This window comes from Vibrio sp. HENC-03, assembly GCF_000305755.2.
Classification (GTDB): domain Bacteria; phylum Pseudomonadota; class Gammaproteobacteria; order Enterobacterales; family Vibrionaceae; genus Vibrio; species Vibrio owensii.
Genome location: NZ_JH976130.1, coordinates 1 through 13,092 on the forward strand (window position 1 = coordinate 1; position 13,092 = coordinate 13,092).

The window sequence follows — 13,092 nt, forward strand, 5'->3', positions numbered from 1 at the left end:
TTGGATTATCATCAACGAGTGCCCACACAGATTGATAGGTCTATATTGTTAAAGAGCTTGCTTATCAAGAAGTTTTTCTCTCAAAGCGGAGGTGCATTCTAGCGAGATAATTGAGAGTGTCAAACACTTTTTTCAACTAATTTTCGTAGAAGCTTTTCACCTCTTCGACCCTGCTGAAGCCTTGTGGCGTCTGCCGTGTCGATGGATGCGCATTATAGGGAGAAGATTTTCTTTGGCAAGACTAAAAATGCATTTTTTCTAAAAAAACATGCCAAGCGAACACTTTCCATCCAACCTTAAAATTACCCAGAAATAACACTCAGGATCTCTACAATTTACCCACAAAAAGCTGTGGATAACTATTCATCGCTATCAAAGAAGTAGGAAATGCGTGAGCGCGGATTAAGATACTCTTTGATTTTTTCCGGCAATTTAGACGGGTGAATCGCATTAACTATCTTTATATCCTTAGATGCAAGGTCAATGATTGGCGCTTGCGTTCTTGGAACAGCAGGATCATAGACCAGTACATTCGGGAACAATAGGTGAGATGCGTTCACTGAGATAACCAAGCCCACCATATTGTTAGAAAGCTGAACTACCGTCCCTGGAGGGAATACTCCCATAAACTTAATTAAGATATTAAGGTTCTCTTCTTTATATAGGTGCTTGCAGTTCTTATATAAGTGGGAAAGTGCTGTATATGGAATTTTCTGTTCAGAAGCGATTGGGGTATGACACAGATTGTCAAAAGCATTAGCAACAATAATCACCTGTGCGAGCTCATCAATCTCATCCCCCTTCAAACCCTCAGGGTAGCCAGAGCCGTCGCGTAGTTCATGATGTTGGGCGATCACGGTTTTTGCGCTTTCAGGAAAATCTTCAATCTGGTTAGCCATATCTAGGCCGTACTTGGTGTGCAGCTTTAGATAGTTGCTTTCGGGCTCACTCAGTGGCGTTTGCTTCCTTAATATAGCGGTTGGAATTTTGATCTTGCCCATATCATGAAATAAAGCAGCAAACGAAAGTGCTTTAAGTTGCTCGGCAGAATAGCCTTTCGCTCGCCCAATCATCATCGCAATAACCGCAACGTTAAGAGAGTGGAAGTAGATATCTTCGAACTCGTTCTTGCCGTTCATTAAGTGCAACGTCACATTGTCATCGCACATTAACTTCTCAACGATGTCGTCGATCAGTTGCTTCGCTTCCCCTACCGCATCTGCGGGACGGTTACGAATTTTCGTCATCACAGAACGCATTCGAGCGAGTGAGCGTTCGAATTCTTTTTCACATTGAATGACGCGACGACGATAAGCACTCAGCTTTTCAATTCGTTTTTGCTTCTCTTGCCATAATTTTTGAGCTTCAAGATCTAAGGCATCACCTTTCTTTACTTCGGCTTGAGGCTGATTAGCAGGAAGGGGAGATACATCGCTTTGTTCCGGATTAAAGTACACAAACTTCACACCAAGGTGACGAATCATCTCCACTTGTTCCTGGTCTTTAATCTTGAAGCTGTTAAGTAGGAATGGGTGATCGTTCCACTTTAGCGGAAGACGGATATGTAACCCGGGCTGAATACGATCCACTGTAAGTTTAATTGCTGCCACTGTTCCACTGCTGATAAGACTTTATTGATAAGCCTATAATACTAGTAGATTTTGTAAATGAATTCATCAATAAGGGAGATGAATGAAGCTTCTCTGTGCATGTCATCAACAAACTCGCACAGAGAGTAATAAAGAGGTGTTAGAAAAGAGTTCGATCCGCTTTGCGTAGTTTTAACTCCGCTTCAAATACTGGCTTGGTGTGTGGTTGCTGATCTTTGATTAACCCCATTAATGTTTGAACTGCCACTCTAGCCATCTCGCTGATTGGGAAGTGTACGGCAGACACCGTTGGATATAAGCTTTCACACAAATCCACACTATCAAAACTCACCAATGAGATTTGTTCTGGCACTGGGATACGTTTTTCATGCAAGAACTGCATCGCTCCGACCGTCATCTCTTCACTACATGAAAACACAGCCGTCACTTCAGGATGGCGGCGATAAATAGCGGCCATTGCATCATAACCACTTTGGCGTCCGTAATTGCCTTCTTCACACCAGCTTTCGTCTATATTAATGCCAGCCGTTTTCATTGCATCTACATAGCCGAGTTTTCGCAATAAACTGTTATGACGTTGAGAAGGACCGCTGATACAAGCGATATGCTTATGACCACCAGCAATTAGATGTTCAACGGCAATTCGACTGGCGTGATGATGGTTGAAGGTGACACAACGCTCTTCTATGCCTTCGACATAACGATCGAGTAACACAAACGGCGTTGGCAACTTGGCGAGTTCTCGTAAATCATCATCAGATAGATAGCGGCTATGAAGCACATAACCATCACACCTCAGATCATTAAAACGCTGAATGGCTTCCTTTTCCCCTTCCGCCGAATGGTGCCCTTGCGCTGTAATTAGGAACTTCTTATGCATGTCCAATTCGGTCTGCACTTGCTCCATCATCTCACCAAAGAATCCACCGGTATAGTACGTCACCAACAAACCAACCATGTTGCTAGATGAAGTTGCAAGCGAACGGGCAATAGCACTAGGGCGGTAGTTAAGTTCAGCCATCGCAGCTTCAACTTTTTTCTTTGTTTCTTCTCTGAACTTTCCCTCTCCATTAATAATGCGAGAAACGGTAGAGCGGTTTACTCCCGCAAGTTCAGCGACATCTTTAATCCTTGCCATCGTGCTTATTCAATCCAACTGCTTTTTGTTAATGGAGACAATACCAGAAAGTGACTGCCAGCAAATCGTAAGGTGTGTAGGGGGGCAATGCTGGCAGCCTTAATCATACACTGGCAAATTTACGAGTAGAAATGAGAGTCGAATAATCCGTGATGCTCATACCGTGCTCGGCCAGCTCTTGCTTTAATATTGGAGAGGTCAGCACCTGAAGTTCTAACTCTCGCTGCAGAGCGTAGCCGCTAATAGACAATAAGTGTTGATCGACATCAGCAGGGTGACACATCACTTCAACCACATCATATTGAGACTTAAGACTTTTTAGATGCGCCATAACACCATCTAAACTCACTCCCTGATCATAGAACTCATCGGTAAAATGATACGTGGTATCACAGTCGACATGACACAAACCGCTACCACGCAACGGTACTCGATACTGCTCAGCCACTCTTCGAATCACTGGTAATAATTGAGGATGAGTATGAGCATGATGATGACTATCTATATGGCTAAGCGGTAATCCCAATGAAAGAAAATGCTCAACTTGAGCAACGGCTTCTTGGTAAACCGCCTCTTCTTGGAAATCACGCTTCTTCCATAACTCATTAAAACGAACAAACTGCTCCCCACCACTGGTAAGATTTGGATGGCCAGTTAGAGGGTTCCCTGCAGTAAAACGAAGGTGGACGCCAATTTTTAAGTTCGGATTCTGATTCGCTAACTCAACAGCGTGTTGCTCTGCGTCCATACCTATCATCATGGTTGTCGATAGCACAACACCCTGTTGATGCGCTTTGATAATGCCGTTGTTTACACCTTGAGTTAAACCAAAATCATCTGCGTTAAAAATCACTTTCATTCGCGATGTTCCTCGAGTTACAAAGTCGTCAGTTTAAACTGCGGCAGGTATGGCGCATTCACTTCCAATATTTCATCTAAGATGGATTTCGCACGACCAATGTCTGGAACCAACGGGTTGTTAGTTAATGCCATTAAGGCTTTGTCATAACTCCCCTCAACCGCCGCTTCTATTGCGAGTTGTTCATAGGCTTTTACTTGATGAAGCAATCCACTGATATTGGTAGATAAATTACCAACAGCCAGAGGTTTTGCCCCCCAACTTCCGATAACGGCACTGCATTCAATAACGGCATCATCAGCTAAGCCATTGATTGCACCATTATTTAGCACATTAACAACGTGAATACTGTTACGATTGTTGTAAATCGAATCCACAAGATTTAAAGAAGCATCAGAGTAATAAGCGCCACCTCTCTCTTCTAATTCCTTAGGTTTGTGGTCTAAATTTGGATCTTGGTAAAGTTTGAAGAGTGCATTTTCTGTTTCCATCACCTGCTCAGCACGTGTCCCCTGCTCCCCTGCACTTTGCTTTTCTTCTGCTAGCATCGCGTCGGTTTGATAGAAGTAACGATGATAAGGACATGGTATTGCGCCTAACGCTTTTAGAAATGCAGGATCCCATGGTTCTTCCCAAATATTCTTCATACTGAAATTGGCACCGTCACCGACTTTCTCTAGTACCGTTTGAGTAATGTCTTCGCCTTTCAACCAAGCTTTTAGCACCCAAACAAGATGGTTCAAGCCTGCAAACTCGAGTTGAAGCTCCTTCGGTTCACACTCCATCATTTCAGCTATCATCATCTCCATCGAGACAGGGACATTGCACAAACCAATACTTTTAACCTTAGAGTACTTGCTCACCGCTTCAGAGACTAAACCTGCAGGATTGGTAAAATTCAGCATCCAAGCATTTGGCGCAAGCTCCTCAATATCTTTACAAATATCCAGAATCACGGGAATAGTTCGTAATGCTTTAGCAAATCCACCAGGACCTGTTGTTTCTTGACCGATGACATCGTACTTAATTGGGATACGCTCATCGTTAGCTCGTGCAGCTAAACCACCAACTCGGAATTGAGTCATAACAAAATCAGCACCTTTGATCGCCTCACGTCGGTCAAATCCAGCTTTGATTTCAATATCTGCACCAGCTTTATCCACCATACGCTGAGCTAAGCCCTTGATGATCTCTAGCTTCTCAGCGCCTGCTTCAATATCCACAAAGTGCATCTGTTTGACTGGCAAAAACTCCAAACGTTTGATCACCCCTTCTACCAGTTCCGGTGTATAGCTGCTGCCGCCACCAATAATGGCAAGCTTTATCGCATCTCTTGGCATAATGGTTTCCTTACTTCTCAGCGAGTTGCTTATTCAGCGCGACGATTTCAACGGCCATTTCTTGCGCCAATATTGTGGTCATCAAATGGTCTTGAGCATGTACCATCACTAACGTCATTGGTACTTTGCCTTCTCCTTGGTCTTCTTCGATCAATTGAGTTTGAATCAAGTGTGCTTTGTTAATGCACTCTCTAGCTTGAGAAAGCTTTTCCTCTGCGGCAACGAAGTCTTTCTCTCTCGATAGACGTAACGCTTCGTAACTTAGACTTCTAGCCTCACCAGCATTGCAGATGATTTCCATCACAACTAATTCTTGTTCCATGTCTTCTCTCCGAAAAGAAGGGCTGCCAAGTCACAGCCCAATTAATAGTTAAGCCGTCACGCCTTCACCCGAAGGCTGCTCTGCTTCTTTGGATTCTTTATTGGTCGGTAATTCTTGCTCAAGTACCTGTTTCTCAAACATCTTGAAGAACGGCAGGTAAATAAAGAGGTCAAGAATAAGCAGGCCAATAACCAACAAAACAGGTGAGAATGTCCAACCACTTCCCCATGACGCACCAATAATCGCTGGCGTTGTCCAAGGCGTGGTCGCGACACCCATACCAACAAAACCAAGATGCACAGCAAAATATGCGATGGTTGCGTTCAAGATTGGAGCAAATACGAATGGAATAAATAGAATTGGGTTCATCACTACAGGGCTACCAAAAATGACTGGTTCATTGATTTGGAAGAACCCCGGAACAGCACTCATGCGACCAATACTTTTGAGGTGCGCTGAACGACTGAAAGACATCAGCAGGACTAGCGCCAGTGTTGCACCCGAACCACCAATGAAGATATAGAAATCCCAGAAAGGTTGAGTGAATACGTTTGGAATAGGCTGACCAGCAACAAAGGCATCAATATTCGCACTGATATTAGTTAAGAAGATTGGGGATAACAGACCAACAACGATTGCAGCCCCGTGGATACCTGCAAACCACAACAACTGACACACAAGCAGCGCACCAATAATCGCTGGTAAAGTATTAGAAGCGCTGATCAATGGTTTGAACATTGCCATCACGGCATCAGGGATCAACATGTCATATTGAGTTTGAACAAAAATACTCAACGGATAGAGCGTAATGAAAATTGCCAAGACTGGCAGTAAAACTTCAAAAGAACGAGCGATAGCTGGCGGTACCTGCTCTGGCATACGAATAGTAATGTTATGCTTCTTCATAAATCGGTACAGTTCAACTGAGAAGAAAGCACACATAACCGCTGTAAAGATCCCTGTTCCTCCCATGTGATTCATCGCTAAAGCACCATCTTTGGCAGGAGCAGCAACCAATAAAAAGCTCATGAGTGACAAAACTGCACTGGTAATGCCGTCCATCTTGTACGCCTTCGCCAAACTGTAGGCGACCCCAAGCGAGACAAATATGGTCATGATCCCCATAGACATATTAAAGGGCATCATTATGGTATCGAAATGCGTTGTCGCGAAATCCAACCATATTTGCCCTAAAGTAAACGTGGTACCTTCAGCAAATGGGGGAAACGCAAAAATTAAGATAAAACTGCCGACAATAATAAACGGCATTGCCACAATAAATCCGTCTCTCATTGCTCTAACATGAGGTTGATTACCCACTTTAGCCGCAATTGGGGCTATATGCTTTTCGACGATTCCGATAATCGCATCATAAAGCTTCATAGATTCCATCCTTATTTCAGACAAAAGAATTCCGCACCGAATATTTATATTCAGTTAAAATTCTTACTTTTATTTAAATTATTGAATTAGTTAATAAGTTCTAATGCTCGTTGTAGTACTTCTTCCCCTTTCATCATTCCGTAAGCTTGAGGGGAAATCGCTTCAATATTTTTGCCGTGTTCATTTGCTGTTTTGCGAAGCTCTTCTAGTTGGAATCGCACTTGTGGCCCCAACAAGCAGACGTCATATTCTTTAATCGCTTCATCAAACGCATTCACTGATAGCGCATCTATCTTGCATTCAATACCTTGTTTTTCAGCTGCTTGCTCCATTTTTTTAACCAACATACTGGTCGACATCCCAGCACTACAGCACAAAAGAATTTTTTTCATAGCCTTACTCCCGTTGTGTAAATTTCAATCTACAAAAACTGTAGCAAAAATAACCAACGCAAAAAAGCGCAACCGGTTGCATTGTTCGTGAACCAAATCTCATTTTAGAAAATACAGCCTATTTTTTATTAATTATTTAGGTCTAGGATAAAAGCCAACAAAATAACAAAATGCATTAATTTATATTTATAACTATCAATATATTACTACTGACAACGTCATAATTAATTTCTAAAAAGGAATAGAGAATGAAATTAAATAAACTGGCTATGGTTACACTTTTAGGTACTGCGCTATCTCAATTTTCATTTGCCCAAACTACACCAAAAGGCACAATATATTTAACCTTTGATGACGGTCCTATTAACGCTTCTATTGATGTGATTAATGTGCTTAATGAACAAGGCGTTAAAGGTACTTTTTACTTTAATGCTTGGCACTTAGATGGCATTGGTGATGAGAACGAAGATCGCGCACTGGAAGCTTTGAAACTGGCGCTTGATACAGGGCATGTCGTCGCGAACCACAGCTATGCTCATATGGTGCACAACTGTGTTGATGAATTTGGCCCAACGAGTGGTGCAGAATGTAATGCAACCGGCGATCACCAAATCAATGCTTACCAAGATCCTGTTTACGATGCTTCGACATTTGCAGATAACTTAGTCGTGTTTGAGAGATACCTGCCTAACATCAACAGTTACCCGAACTACCTTGGCGAAGAACTGGCTCGCTTGCCTTATACCAATGGCTGGCGTATCACAAAAGATTTTAAAGCCGACGGATTATGTGCAACCTCTGATGATTTAAAGCCTTGGGAACCCGGCTACGTCTGCGATCTTGATAATCCATCAAACAGTGTAAAAGCTTCTATTGAAGTACAAAACATCTTGGCGAATAAAGGATATCAAACACATGGTTGGGATGTAGATTGGGCACCAGAAAACTGGGGAATTCCAATGCCAGCTAACAGTTTAACGGAAGCAGAAGCATTTCTTGGCTACGTTGATGCCGCATTAAACAGTTGCGCACCAACCACGATCAATCCGATCAACTCAAAAGCCCATGGCTTCCCTTGTGGCACGCCTTTACATGCTGACAAAGTCGTGGTCTTAACACACGAATTCCTATACGAAGATGGCAAGCGTGGTATGGGGGCGACTCAAAACCTTCCTAAATTAGCAAAATTCCTTCGAATCGCTAAAGAAGCAGGTTACGTATTCGATACCATTGATAACTACACGCCTATTTGGCAGGTCGGCAACGCGTATGATGCCGGTGATTACGTAACGCATTCTGGCACTGTTTACAAAGCAGTGACAGCACACATCGCGCAACAAGACTGGGCACCGTCTTCTACCTCTAGCCTTTGGACCAATGCAGATCCTGCTACCAACTGGACACTTAACGTTTCTTATGAAGCAGGTGATGTCGTGACTTACCAAGGCCTACGCTATCTAGTCAACGTACCGCACGTATCACAAGCAGACTGGACTCCGAATACAAAGAACACCTTGTTCACAGCTCTATAGGCTGTTCCTACTATCACCATGTAGTAGTTTGCGCGAGGCATACCCCTCGCGCTTTTTTTGTTTCGAGGATTCAGAAACTTCGAGGCACCGCCTTGATCTACCGTATCGGCGCACCGACCTGACTGGACAAACATTCCTGCTACTAACGCGAAGGCAACGCTAACTTTCTTCCGCCATTTTCAAACATCCAAAACGACGAAAGGCCACTATAAAAGCGACCTTTCTATGTATGGTACCAGTGGGTGACTTGATTGGACAGGCACTCCTGCCGCCACGCTGGATTTGAATTCACAAAACCTAGATACAACAAAGCCCCCGACTTTCGTCGAGGCTCTGTCTTAGAATATGGTGCCGTTGGGCGGAGCTGATTGGACTGGCATTCCTGCCGCCACGCTGGATTTGAATTCACAAACCCCAGATACAACAAAGCCCCGACTTTCGTCGAGGCTCTGTCTTAGAATATGGTACCGTTGGGCGGAGTTGATTGGACAGGCATTCCTGCCGCCACCGCGAAGGCAACGCTAACTTTCTTCCGCCATTTTCAAACACCCAAAACGACGAAAGGCCGCTATAAAAGCGGCCTTTCTATGTATGGTACCGGTGGGCGGACTTGAACCGCCACGCCCGAAGGCAACGGATTTTGAATCCGTCGTGTATACCAATTTCACCACACCGGCATCTCTGGGCTATTGCCCTTTGATGGTTGGCATTATACGTAAGCTTTTGACCTGCGCAAGCAGAAAAACCTTAAATAACTATCGTTTGCTGATAATTTCGCCACAAAGTGTGACAAAGGAGATCTCATCACAGTTCAGTCTGCCATCTAACTTGGTAACAAGGCCTCCCCTTTAGCCCTATAAACGGTTAACGGTAATATCCGAAACGTAACCATTACCAATATTTGATAGCGCACCATGAATCATCGTTGCGGCATCGCCTGCGCTCATAAAGCTACTGGTGTCTAAAGACTTACCGCTCGTCTCCCAAAATTCCGTCGCCATACCTCCGGGATACACAGCGATAATTTTCATTGGTTTGCCTTTTAATTCCATACGAACGGATTCAATCAAACCTTTGACAGCCCACTTCACCGCGCAGTAGGTCGATTCTTGTGCCTTAGGCTGCTGTGCTGCTGTTGACATCACCATCACAACGTTTACTGGCTGATCTTGATAACGTTTGACCAACTCTCGAAGGATATTAATCGCCGAAGTGAGGTTATTTTCAATCAGCTTTTGAATCTCTTGCGGGTCTTGCTCAGCTAATAAACCAAAATACCCACTTCCCGCACAGTGAATCAGCGTAGAAGGCGCTTTAGGCAGCTCATCAAACAAATTCTCGACTTGGCTTGTATCCACCAAATCACAGCTGCGCGTTTGCGCTTTATTGGAGAGGTGTTGAGCAAGAGTCGCCAACTTCTCTTCACTACGTCCAGTTAACAGTGTTTCTTCGCCTTGAGCATCATACAATTTAGCTAACTGCGCACCTAAGCCACTACTCGCGCCAGTAATTACGATCATCCTGTACCTCTATCACGTCATTCGTAATTTCGTTAACTCAGCAAGGTACCGTATGTTTGATGATTTCACAGGCTGGGTAGCGCGAAGTTTGAACTGGATAGCTTTGTTAAGTGGAAGGATGGATATAAAGTGTCTTCTGCTACGGTGATTTCTTCGTAATTAGAGACTCTGTGCGTTAGCTCTCTTTTCACCAACAAGCGGAATCTATATCCTGACGCACAATTTTAAAGGTAAGTGATGGAACTATGACGACTTCTACAACTCTTCCACCAGCAGGCTTCTTTCGTCGATTAGCGGCGTTGTTCTACGACACGCTGATTATCTTGGCGATTGAAATGATGGCTGCAGGTGTTGTAATGGCAATCGTCTTTGCGCTGAATGCAGCAGGATTGCTGAGCTACGGGGAATATGCAGATGCAGCTGACATGCTAGGAAAACATCCTGTATTAAGCCCACTATTTACATTCTACCTGGCGGCAGTCTGGGTATATTTCTTTGTCTTCTTCTGGACTCGAGCAGGACAAACCTTAGGGATGCGAGCTTGGAAAATGCAAATTCGTAACAGTAAGGATGGTGCACCAATTACGGTCACTCAGGCGTTAATTCGTTTGGGTACGTCGGGCTTTGGTTTGGCTAACTTAACTGTGCCAATCGACCCACAAAAACGTGGCTTCCACGATATCTGGGCAAAAACTGAAGTCGTTGTCTTGCCGAAAGCAAAATAACGAAACAGCGTAAACAGAATAGAAAAAAGGAAGGCACAGTGTCTTCCTTTTTTATGTTTATCGCTTTTGAAAGCCTACAGTTTTCTTCTTAGCAAGGATACCGCGATTGCTAGGAACACTAAGCTAGGGGCCAATGCACCGAACACTGGTGGAATGCCGTATACCAAGGTAAGAGGTCCAAAGAACTCACTGGATATGTAGAAGGTAAAACCTGCAACTACCCCTGAGAGCACCCTTGCCCCCATGGTGACACTACGCAATGGACCGAAAACAAACGACAACGCCATCAGCATCATTACCGCAATAGAGAGCGGTTGAGATAGCTTGCGCCAAAATGCCAGTTCATAACGTGAAGCATCTTGTTCTGACGCTTTCAAATAGGTCACATAGTCATACAAGCCACTTAAAGAAAGTTCTTCTGGCTTCACCGTTACCACCGCAAGCTTATCTGGCGCTAATGAGGTGTGCCATTCCATCTGCTCTAAATCGCGCTTAGTAATGACGTTTTCATTTTCCATATCGGTGATTTGCACATAACGCATCAACCAATTGTTATCTTGTTGGTAGTCGACTTCTTCTGCGAAGATAACTTTGTCTAAGTTCTTATCTTCATCGAAACGCCACATGTTCAAGCCGTAGAGTTTGTCGTCTTCTACTTTACCGATAAAAATGAAGTCATTGGCATCACGAGCCCATACCCCTGCCCGAACGGAAACAATACTACCGCCAGACAAAGCAAACGCACGTAAATCACGCGCCATCTTTTGAGCTTCTGGTGCGCCCCACTGACCCAACGTCATAACGATAAGCATCAATGGTACAGCCGTTTTAAGCACCGATAAGCCGATGTCCAACTTAGAGAAGCCTGCTGCTTGCATTACCACAAGCTCAGAGCTTGACGCCAGCATGCCCAAGCCAATTAAGGCACCCAGTAGCGCTGCCATTGGGAAGAACATTTCGATGTCGCGAGGAATACTCAACAGTACAAAGTAAAGCGCATGCATTAAGTCATAAGCACCACGGCCGACTTTACGCAGCTGCTCTACGTATTTGATGATGCCCGACAAGCCAACGAAGGTCGCCAGAACCAAGGCAGTGGTAGAGATGATCGTTCTACCTATGTAAAGGTCTAAGAGTTTAAACACAGCTTACGCGAGCCTCTTCTTGCGGAATTTGTCTTTCATTCGTCGAACAGGAACGCTGTCCATCATGTTTGCCAAGATAGCCACTATCAACAACATTGCATTGATTGGCCACATACCTATAGCAGCAGGAATCGCACCATCCTCTAACGCCGATTTCGTTGCACTGATTGCAAGGAAGTACGCTAGGTAAATCAAGATGGCAGGTCCCATTTTAGCGAAACGCCCCTGACGTGGGTTCACTGCGGATAAAGGAATAACCAGCATCGTTAATAGTGGAATACATACGAACAATGAGATACGCCATTGCAGCTCAGCTTGCGCTTCAGGATCTGGATGGCCAATCAAGTCCGCCGTTGGGTATGCTTCCCAATCACGTCCTTTTTGCTTCACCTCACGTTGACCAATCACACCTTCGTACTGATCAAACTTAGTCACCATGTACTCAACACGAGTCGGCACACCTTCATAACGCGTACCCTCATGCATGGTGATGATCTGACGGCCATCCGATAATTCTTTTACTTCACCAGAAGAAGAGAACATCACGCTAGGCAAGATAGAATCACGTGGGCGCATCTGTGCTACAAACACGTTACTTAACGTGCTGTCTTTAATGTCATCGATGAAAACAACCGAAGAACCATCTGGCGTGCCTTGGAACTGACCTTTCTTTAGTAGATCAACGCTGTTTTCGGCAGCGACTTGTTCATAAAGCTGCTCTACGCGGTCTTGCGACCAAGGTGATAGCCATAATGCGTTAAACGCCGCAACACCAGAAGTAATGATCGCCAAGTACAACGCAGCTTGTACTAGGAATTTATTCCCAATACCTGTCGCGTTCATCACCACGATTTCACTTTCTGCATATAAACGACCAAACGTGATCAATATGCCGATGTACAAACTCAATGGCAGCATTAATAGCCCCATTGCTGGCATGTTTAAACCAACAATTGAGAAAATTAATCCAGCAGGAATATCCCCGTCCGAAGCGTCAGCAAGAACACTGATAAACTTCTGACTCAAAAACACCAAAAAAAGCACGAAGAAAATCGCAAATTGGCTCTTGAGTGTTTCGCGGATCAAATATCTAACAATAATCACGCTGAAATTACCTATACAAAAC

The 13,092-nt window shown here is 44.2% G+C and carries 12 protein-coding genes and 1 tRNA gene; 2 read left to right on the top strand and 11 right to left on the bottom strand.

Annotation, left to right across the window (positions count from 1 at the left end; all coding sequences use genetic code 11):
• Positions 1-359 precede the first annotated feature (359 nt).
• The 7 genes from VCHENC03_RS03300 to VCHENC03_RS03270 all read right to left on the bottom strand — a co-directional run bounded on the left by VCHENC03_RS03300 (position 360) and on the right by VCHENC03_RS03270 (position 7,044).
• Positions 360-1,610, bottom strand: coding sequence for an HD-GYP domain-containing protein (locus VCHENC03_RS03300; RefSeq protein ID WP_032803053.1), 1,251 nt, complete (start codon positions 1,608-1,610; stop codon positions 360-362).
• A gap of 139 nt (positions 1,611-1,749) precedes the next feature.
• On the bottom strand, positions 1,750-2,748 hold the full coding sequence (locus VCHENC03_RS03295; protein ID WP_009707619.1) for a LacI family DNA-binding transcriptional regulator: 999 nt from the start codon (positions 2,746-2,748) through the stop codon (positions 1,750-1,752).
• A gap of 103 nt (positions 2,749-2,851) precedes the next feature.
• Positions 2,852-3,607 carry a chitin disaccharide deacetylase gene (gene chbG, locus VCHENC03_RS03290; protein ID WP_009707620.1) on the bottom strand — a complete coding sequence of 252 codons (756 nt, stop codon included), beginning with the start codon at positions 3,605-3,607 and terminating at the stop codon, positions 2,852-2,854.
• Between the two features lie 17 nt (positions 3,608-3,624).
• On the bottom strand, positions 3,625-4,947 hold the full coding sequence (locus VCHENC03_RS03285; protein ID WP_009707621.1) for a 6-phospho-beta-glucosidase: 1,323 nt from the start codon (positions 4,945-4,947) through the stop codon (positions 3,625-3,627).
• Positions 4,948-4,957: 10 nt separating this feature from the next.
• On the bottom strand, positions 4,958-5,269 hold the full coding sequence (locus VCHENC03_RS03280) for a PTS lactose/cellobiose transporter subunit IIA (protein WP_005441971.1): 312 nt from the start codon (positions 5,267-5,269) through the stop codon (positions 4,958-4,960).
• A 48-nt stretch (positions 5,270-5,317) separates the two neighbouring features.
• A complete protein-coding gene (locus VCHENC03_RS03275; protein ID WP_009707622.1) occupies positions 5,318-6,652 on the bottom strand; it encodes a PTS sugar transporter subunit IIC in 1,335 nt (444 codons plus the stop codon).
• A gap of 86 nt (positions 6,653-6,738) precedes the next feature.
• Positions 6,739-7,044: a PTS sugar transporter subunit IIB gene (locus VCHENC03_RS03270; protein WP_032803056.1), complete on the bottom strand. Its 306-nt coding sequence runs from the start codon at positions 7,042-7,044 to the stop codon at positions 6,739-6,741.
• Between the two features lie 248 nt (positions 7,045-7,292).
• Here VCHENC03_RS03270 and VCHENC03_RS03265 point away from each other — a divergent pair, with 248 nt between their 5' ends.
• Positions 7,293-8,576 (top strand): carbohydrate-binding protein, encoded by a 1,284-nt coding sequence (locus VCHENC03_RS03265; protein WP_009707624.1) that lies wholly within the window; start codon positions 7,293-7,295, stop codon positions 8,574-8,576.
• Positions 8,577-9,168: 592 nt separating this feature from the next.
• Here VCHENC03_RS03265 and VCHENC03_RS03260 read toward each other — a convergent pair.
• A tRNA-Leu gene (locus tag VCHENC03_RS03260) sits at positions 9,169-9,253 on the bottom strand.
• A 177-nt stretch (positions 9,254-9,430) separates the two neighbouring features.
• Entirely contained in the window at positions 9,431-10,096 is a 666-nt protein-coding gene (locus VCHENC03_RS03255; protein WP_005441980.1) for an SDR family NAD(P)-dependent oxidoreductase, read from the bottom strand.
• A gap of 245 nt (positions 10,097-10,341) precedes the next feature.
• Between VCHENC03_RS03255 and VCHENC03_RS03250 the strand changes: the two genes are divergently transcribed.
• A complete protein-coding gene (locus VCHENC03_RS03250) occupies positions 10,342-10,821 on the top strand; it encodes an RDD family protein (RefSeq protein ID WP_005441982.1) in 480 nt (159 codons plus the stop codon).
• A 74-nt stretch (positions 10,822-10,895) separates the two neighbouring features.
• Here VCHENC03_RS03250 and lptG read toward each other — a convergent pair whose 3' ends face one another.
• The gene (gene lptG / locus VCHENC03_RS03245) at positions 10,896-11,966 is read right to left on the bottom strand and encodes an LPS export ABC transporter permease LptG (RefSeq protein ID WP_005441983.1); all 1,071 of its coding nucleotides are present in this window, start codon (positions 11,964-11,966) and stop codon (positions 10,896-10,898) included.
• A 3-nt stretch (positions 11,967-11,969) separates the two neighbouring features.
• Positions 11,970-13,070, bottom strand: a complete 1,101-nt coding sequence (lptF, locus tag VCHENC03_RS03240; RefSeq protein ID WP_009707625.1) for an LPS export ABC transporter permease LptF — start codon at positions 13,068-13,070, stop codon at positions 11,970-11,972.
• Positions 13,071-13,092: the final 22 nt, after the last annotated feature.

Excerpts from the sequence above, each read along its gene's own strand:
- VCHENC03_RS03270 (WP_032803056.1), bottom strand. The coding sequence starts at position 7,044 with ATGAAAAAAATTCTTTTGTGCTGTAGTGCTGGGATGTCGACCAGTATG.
- VCHENC03_RS03250 (WP_005441982.1), top strand. The coding sequence starts at position 10,342 with ATGACGACTTCTACAACTCTTCCACCAGCAGGCTTCTTTCGTCGATTA.
- chbG (WP_009707620.1), bottom strand. The coding sequence starts at position 3,607 with ATGAAAGTGATTTTTAACGCAGATGATTTTGGTTTAACTCAAGGTGTA.
- VCHENC03_RS03295 (WP_009707619.1), bottom strand. The coding sequence starts at position 2,748 with ATGGCAAGGATTAAAGATGTCGCTGAACTTGCGGGAGTAAACCGCTCT.
- VCHENC03_RS03280 (WP_005441971.1), bottom strand. The coding sequence starts at position 5,269 with ATGGAACAAGAATTAGTTGTGATGGAAATCATCTGCAATGCTGGTGAG.
- VCHENC03_RS03275 (WP_009707622.1), bottom strand. The coding sequence starts at position 6,652 with ATGAAGCTTTATGATGCGATTATCGGAATCGTCGAAAAGCATATAGCC.
- VCHENC03_RS03285 (WP_009707621.1), bottom strand. The coding sequence starts at position 4,947 with ATGCCAAGAGATGCGATAAAGCTTGCCATTATTGGTGGCGGCAGCAGC.
- VCHENC03_RS03265 (WP_009707624.1), top strand. The coding sequence starts at position 7,293 with ATGAAATTAAATAAACTGGCTATGGTTACACTTTTAGGTACTGCGCTA.
- VCHENC03_RS03255 (WP_005441980.1), bottom strand. The coding sequence starts at position 10,096 with ATGATCGTAATTACTGGCGCGAGTAGTGGCTTAGGTGCGCAGTTAGCT.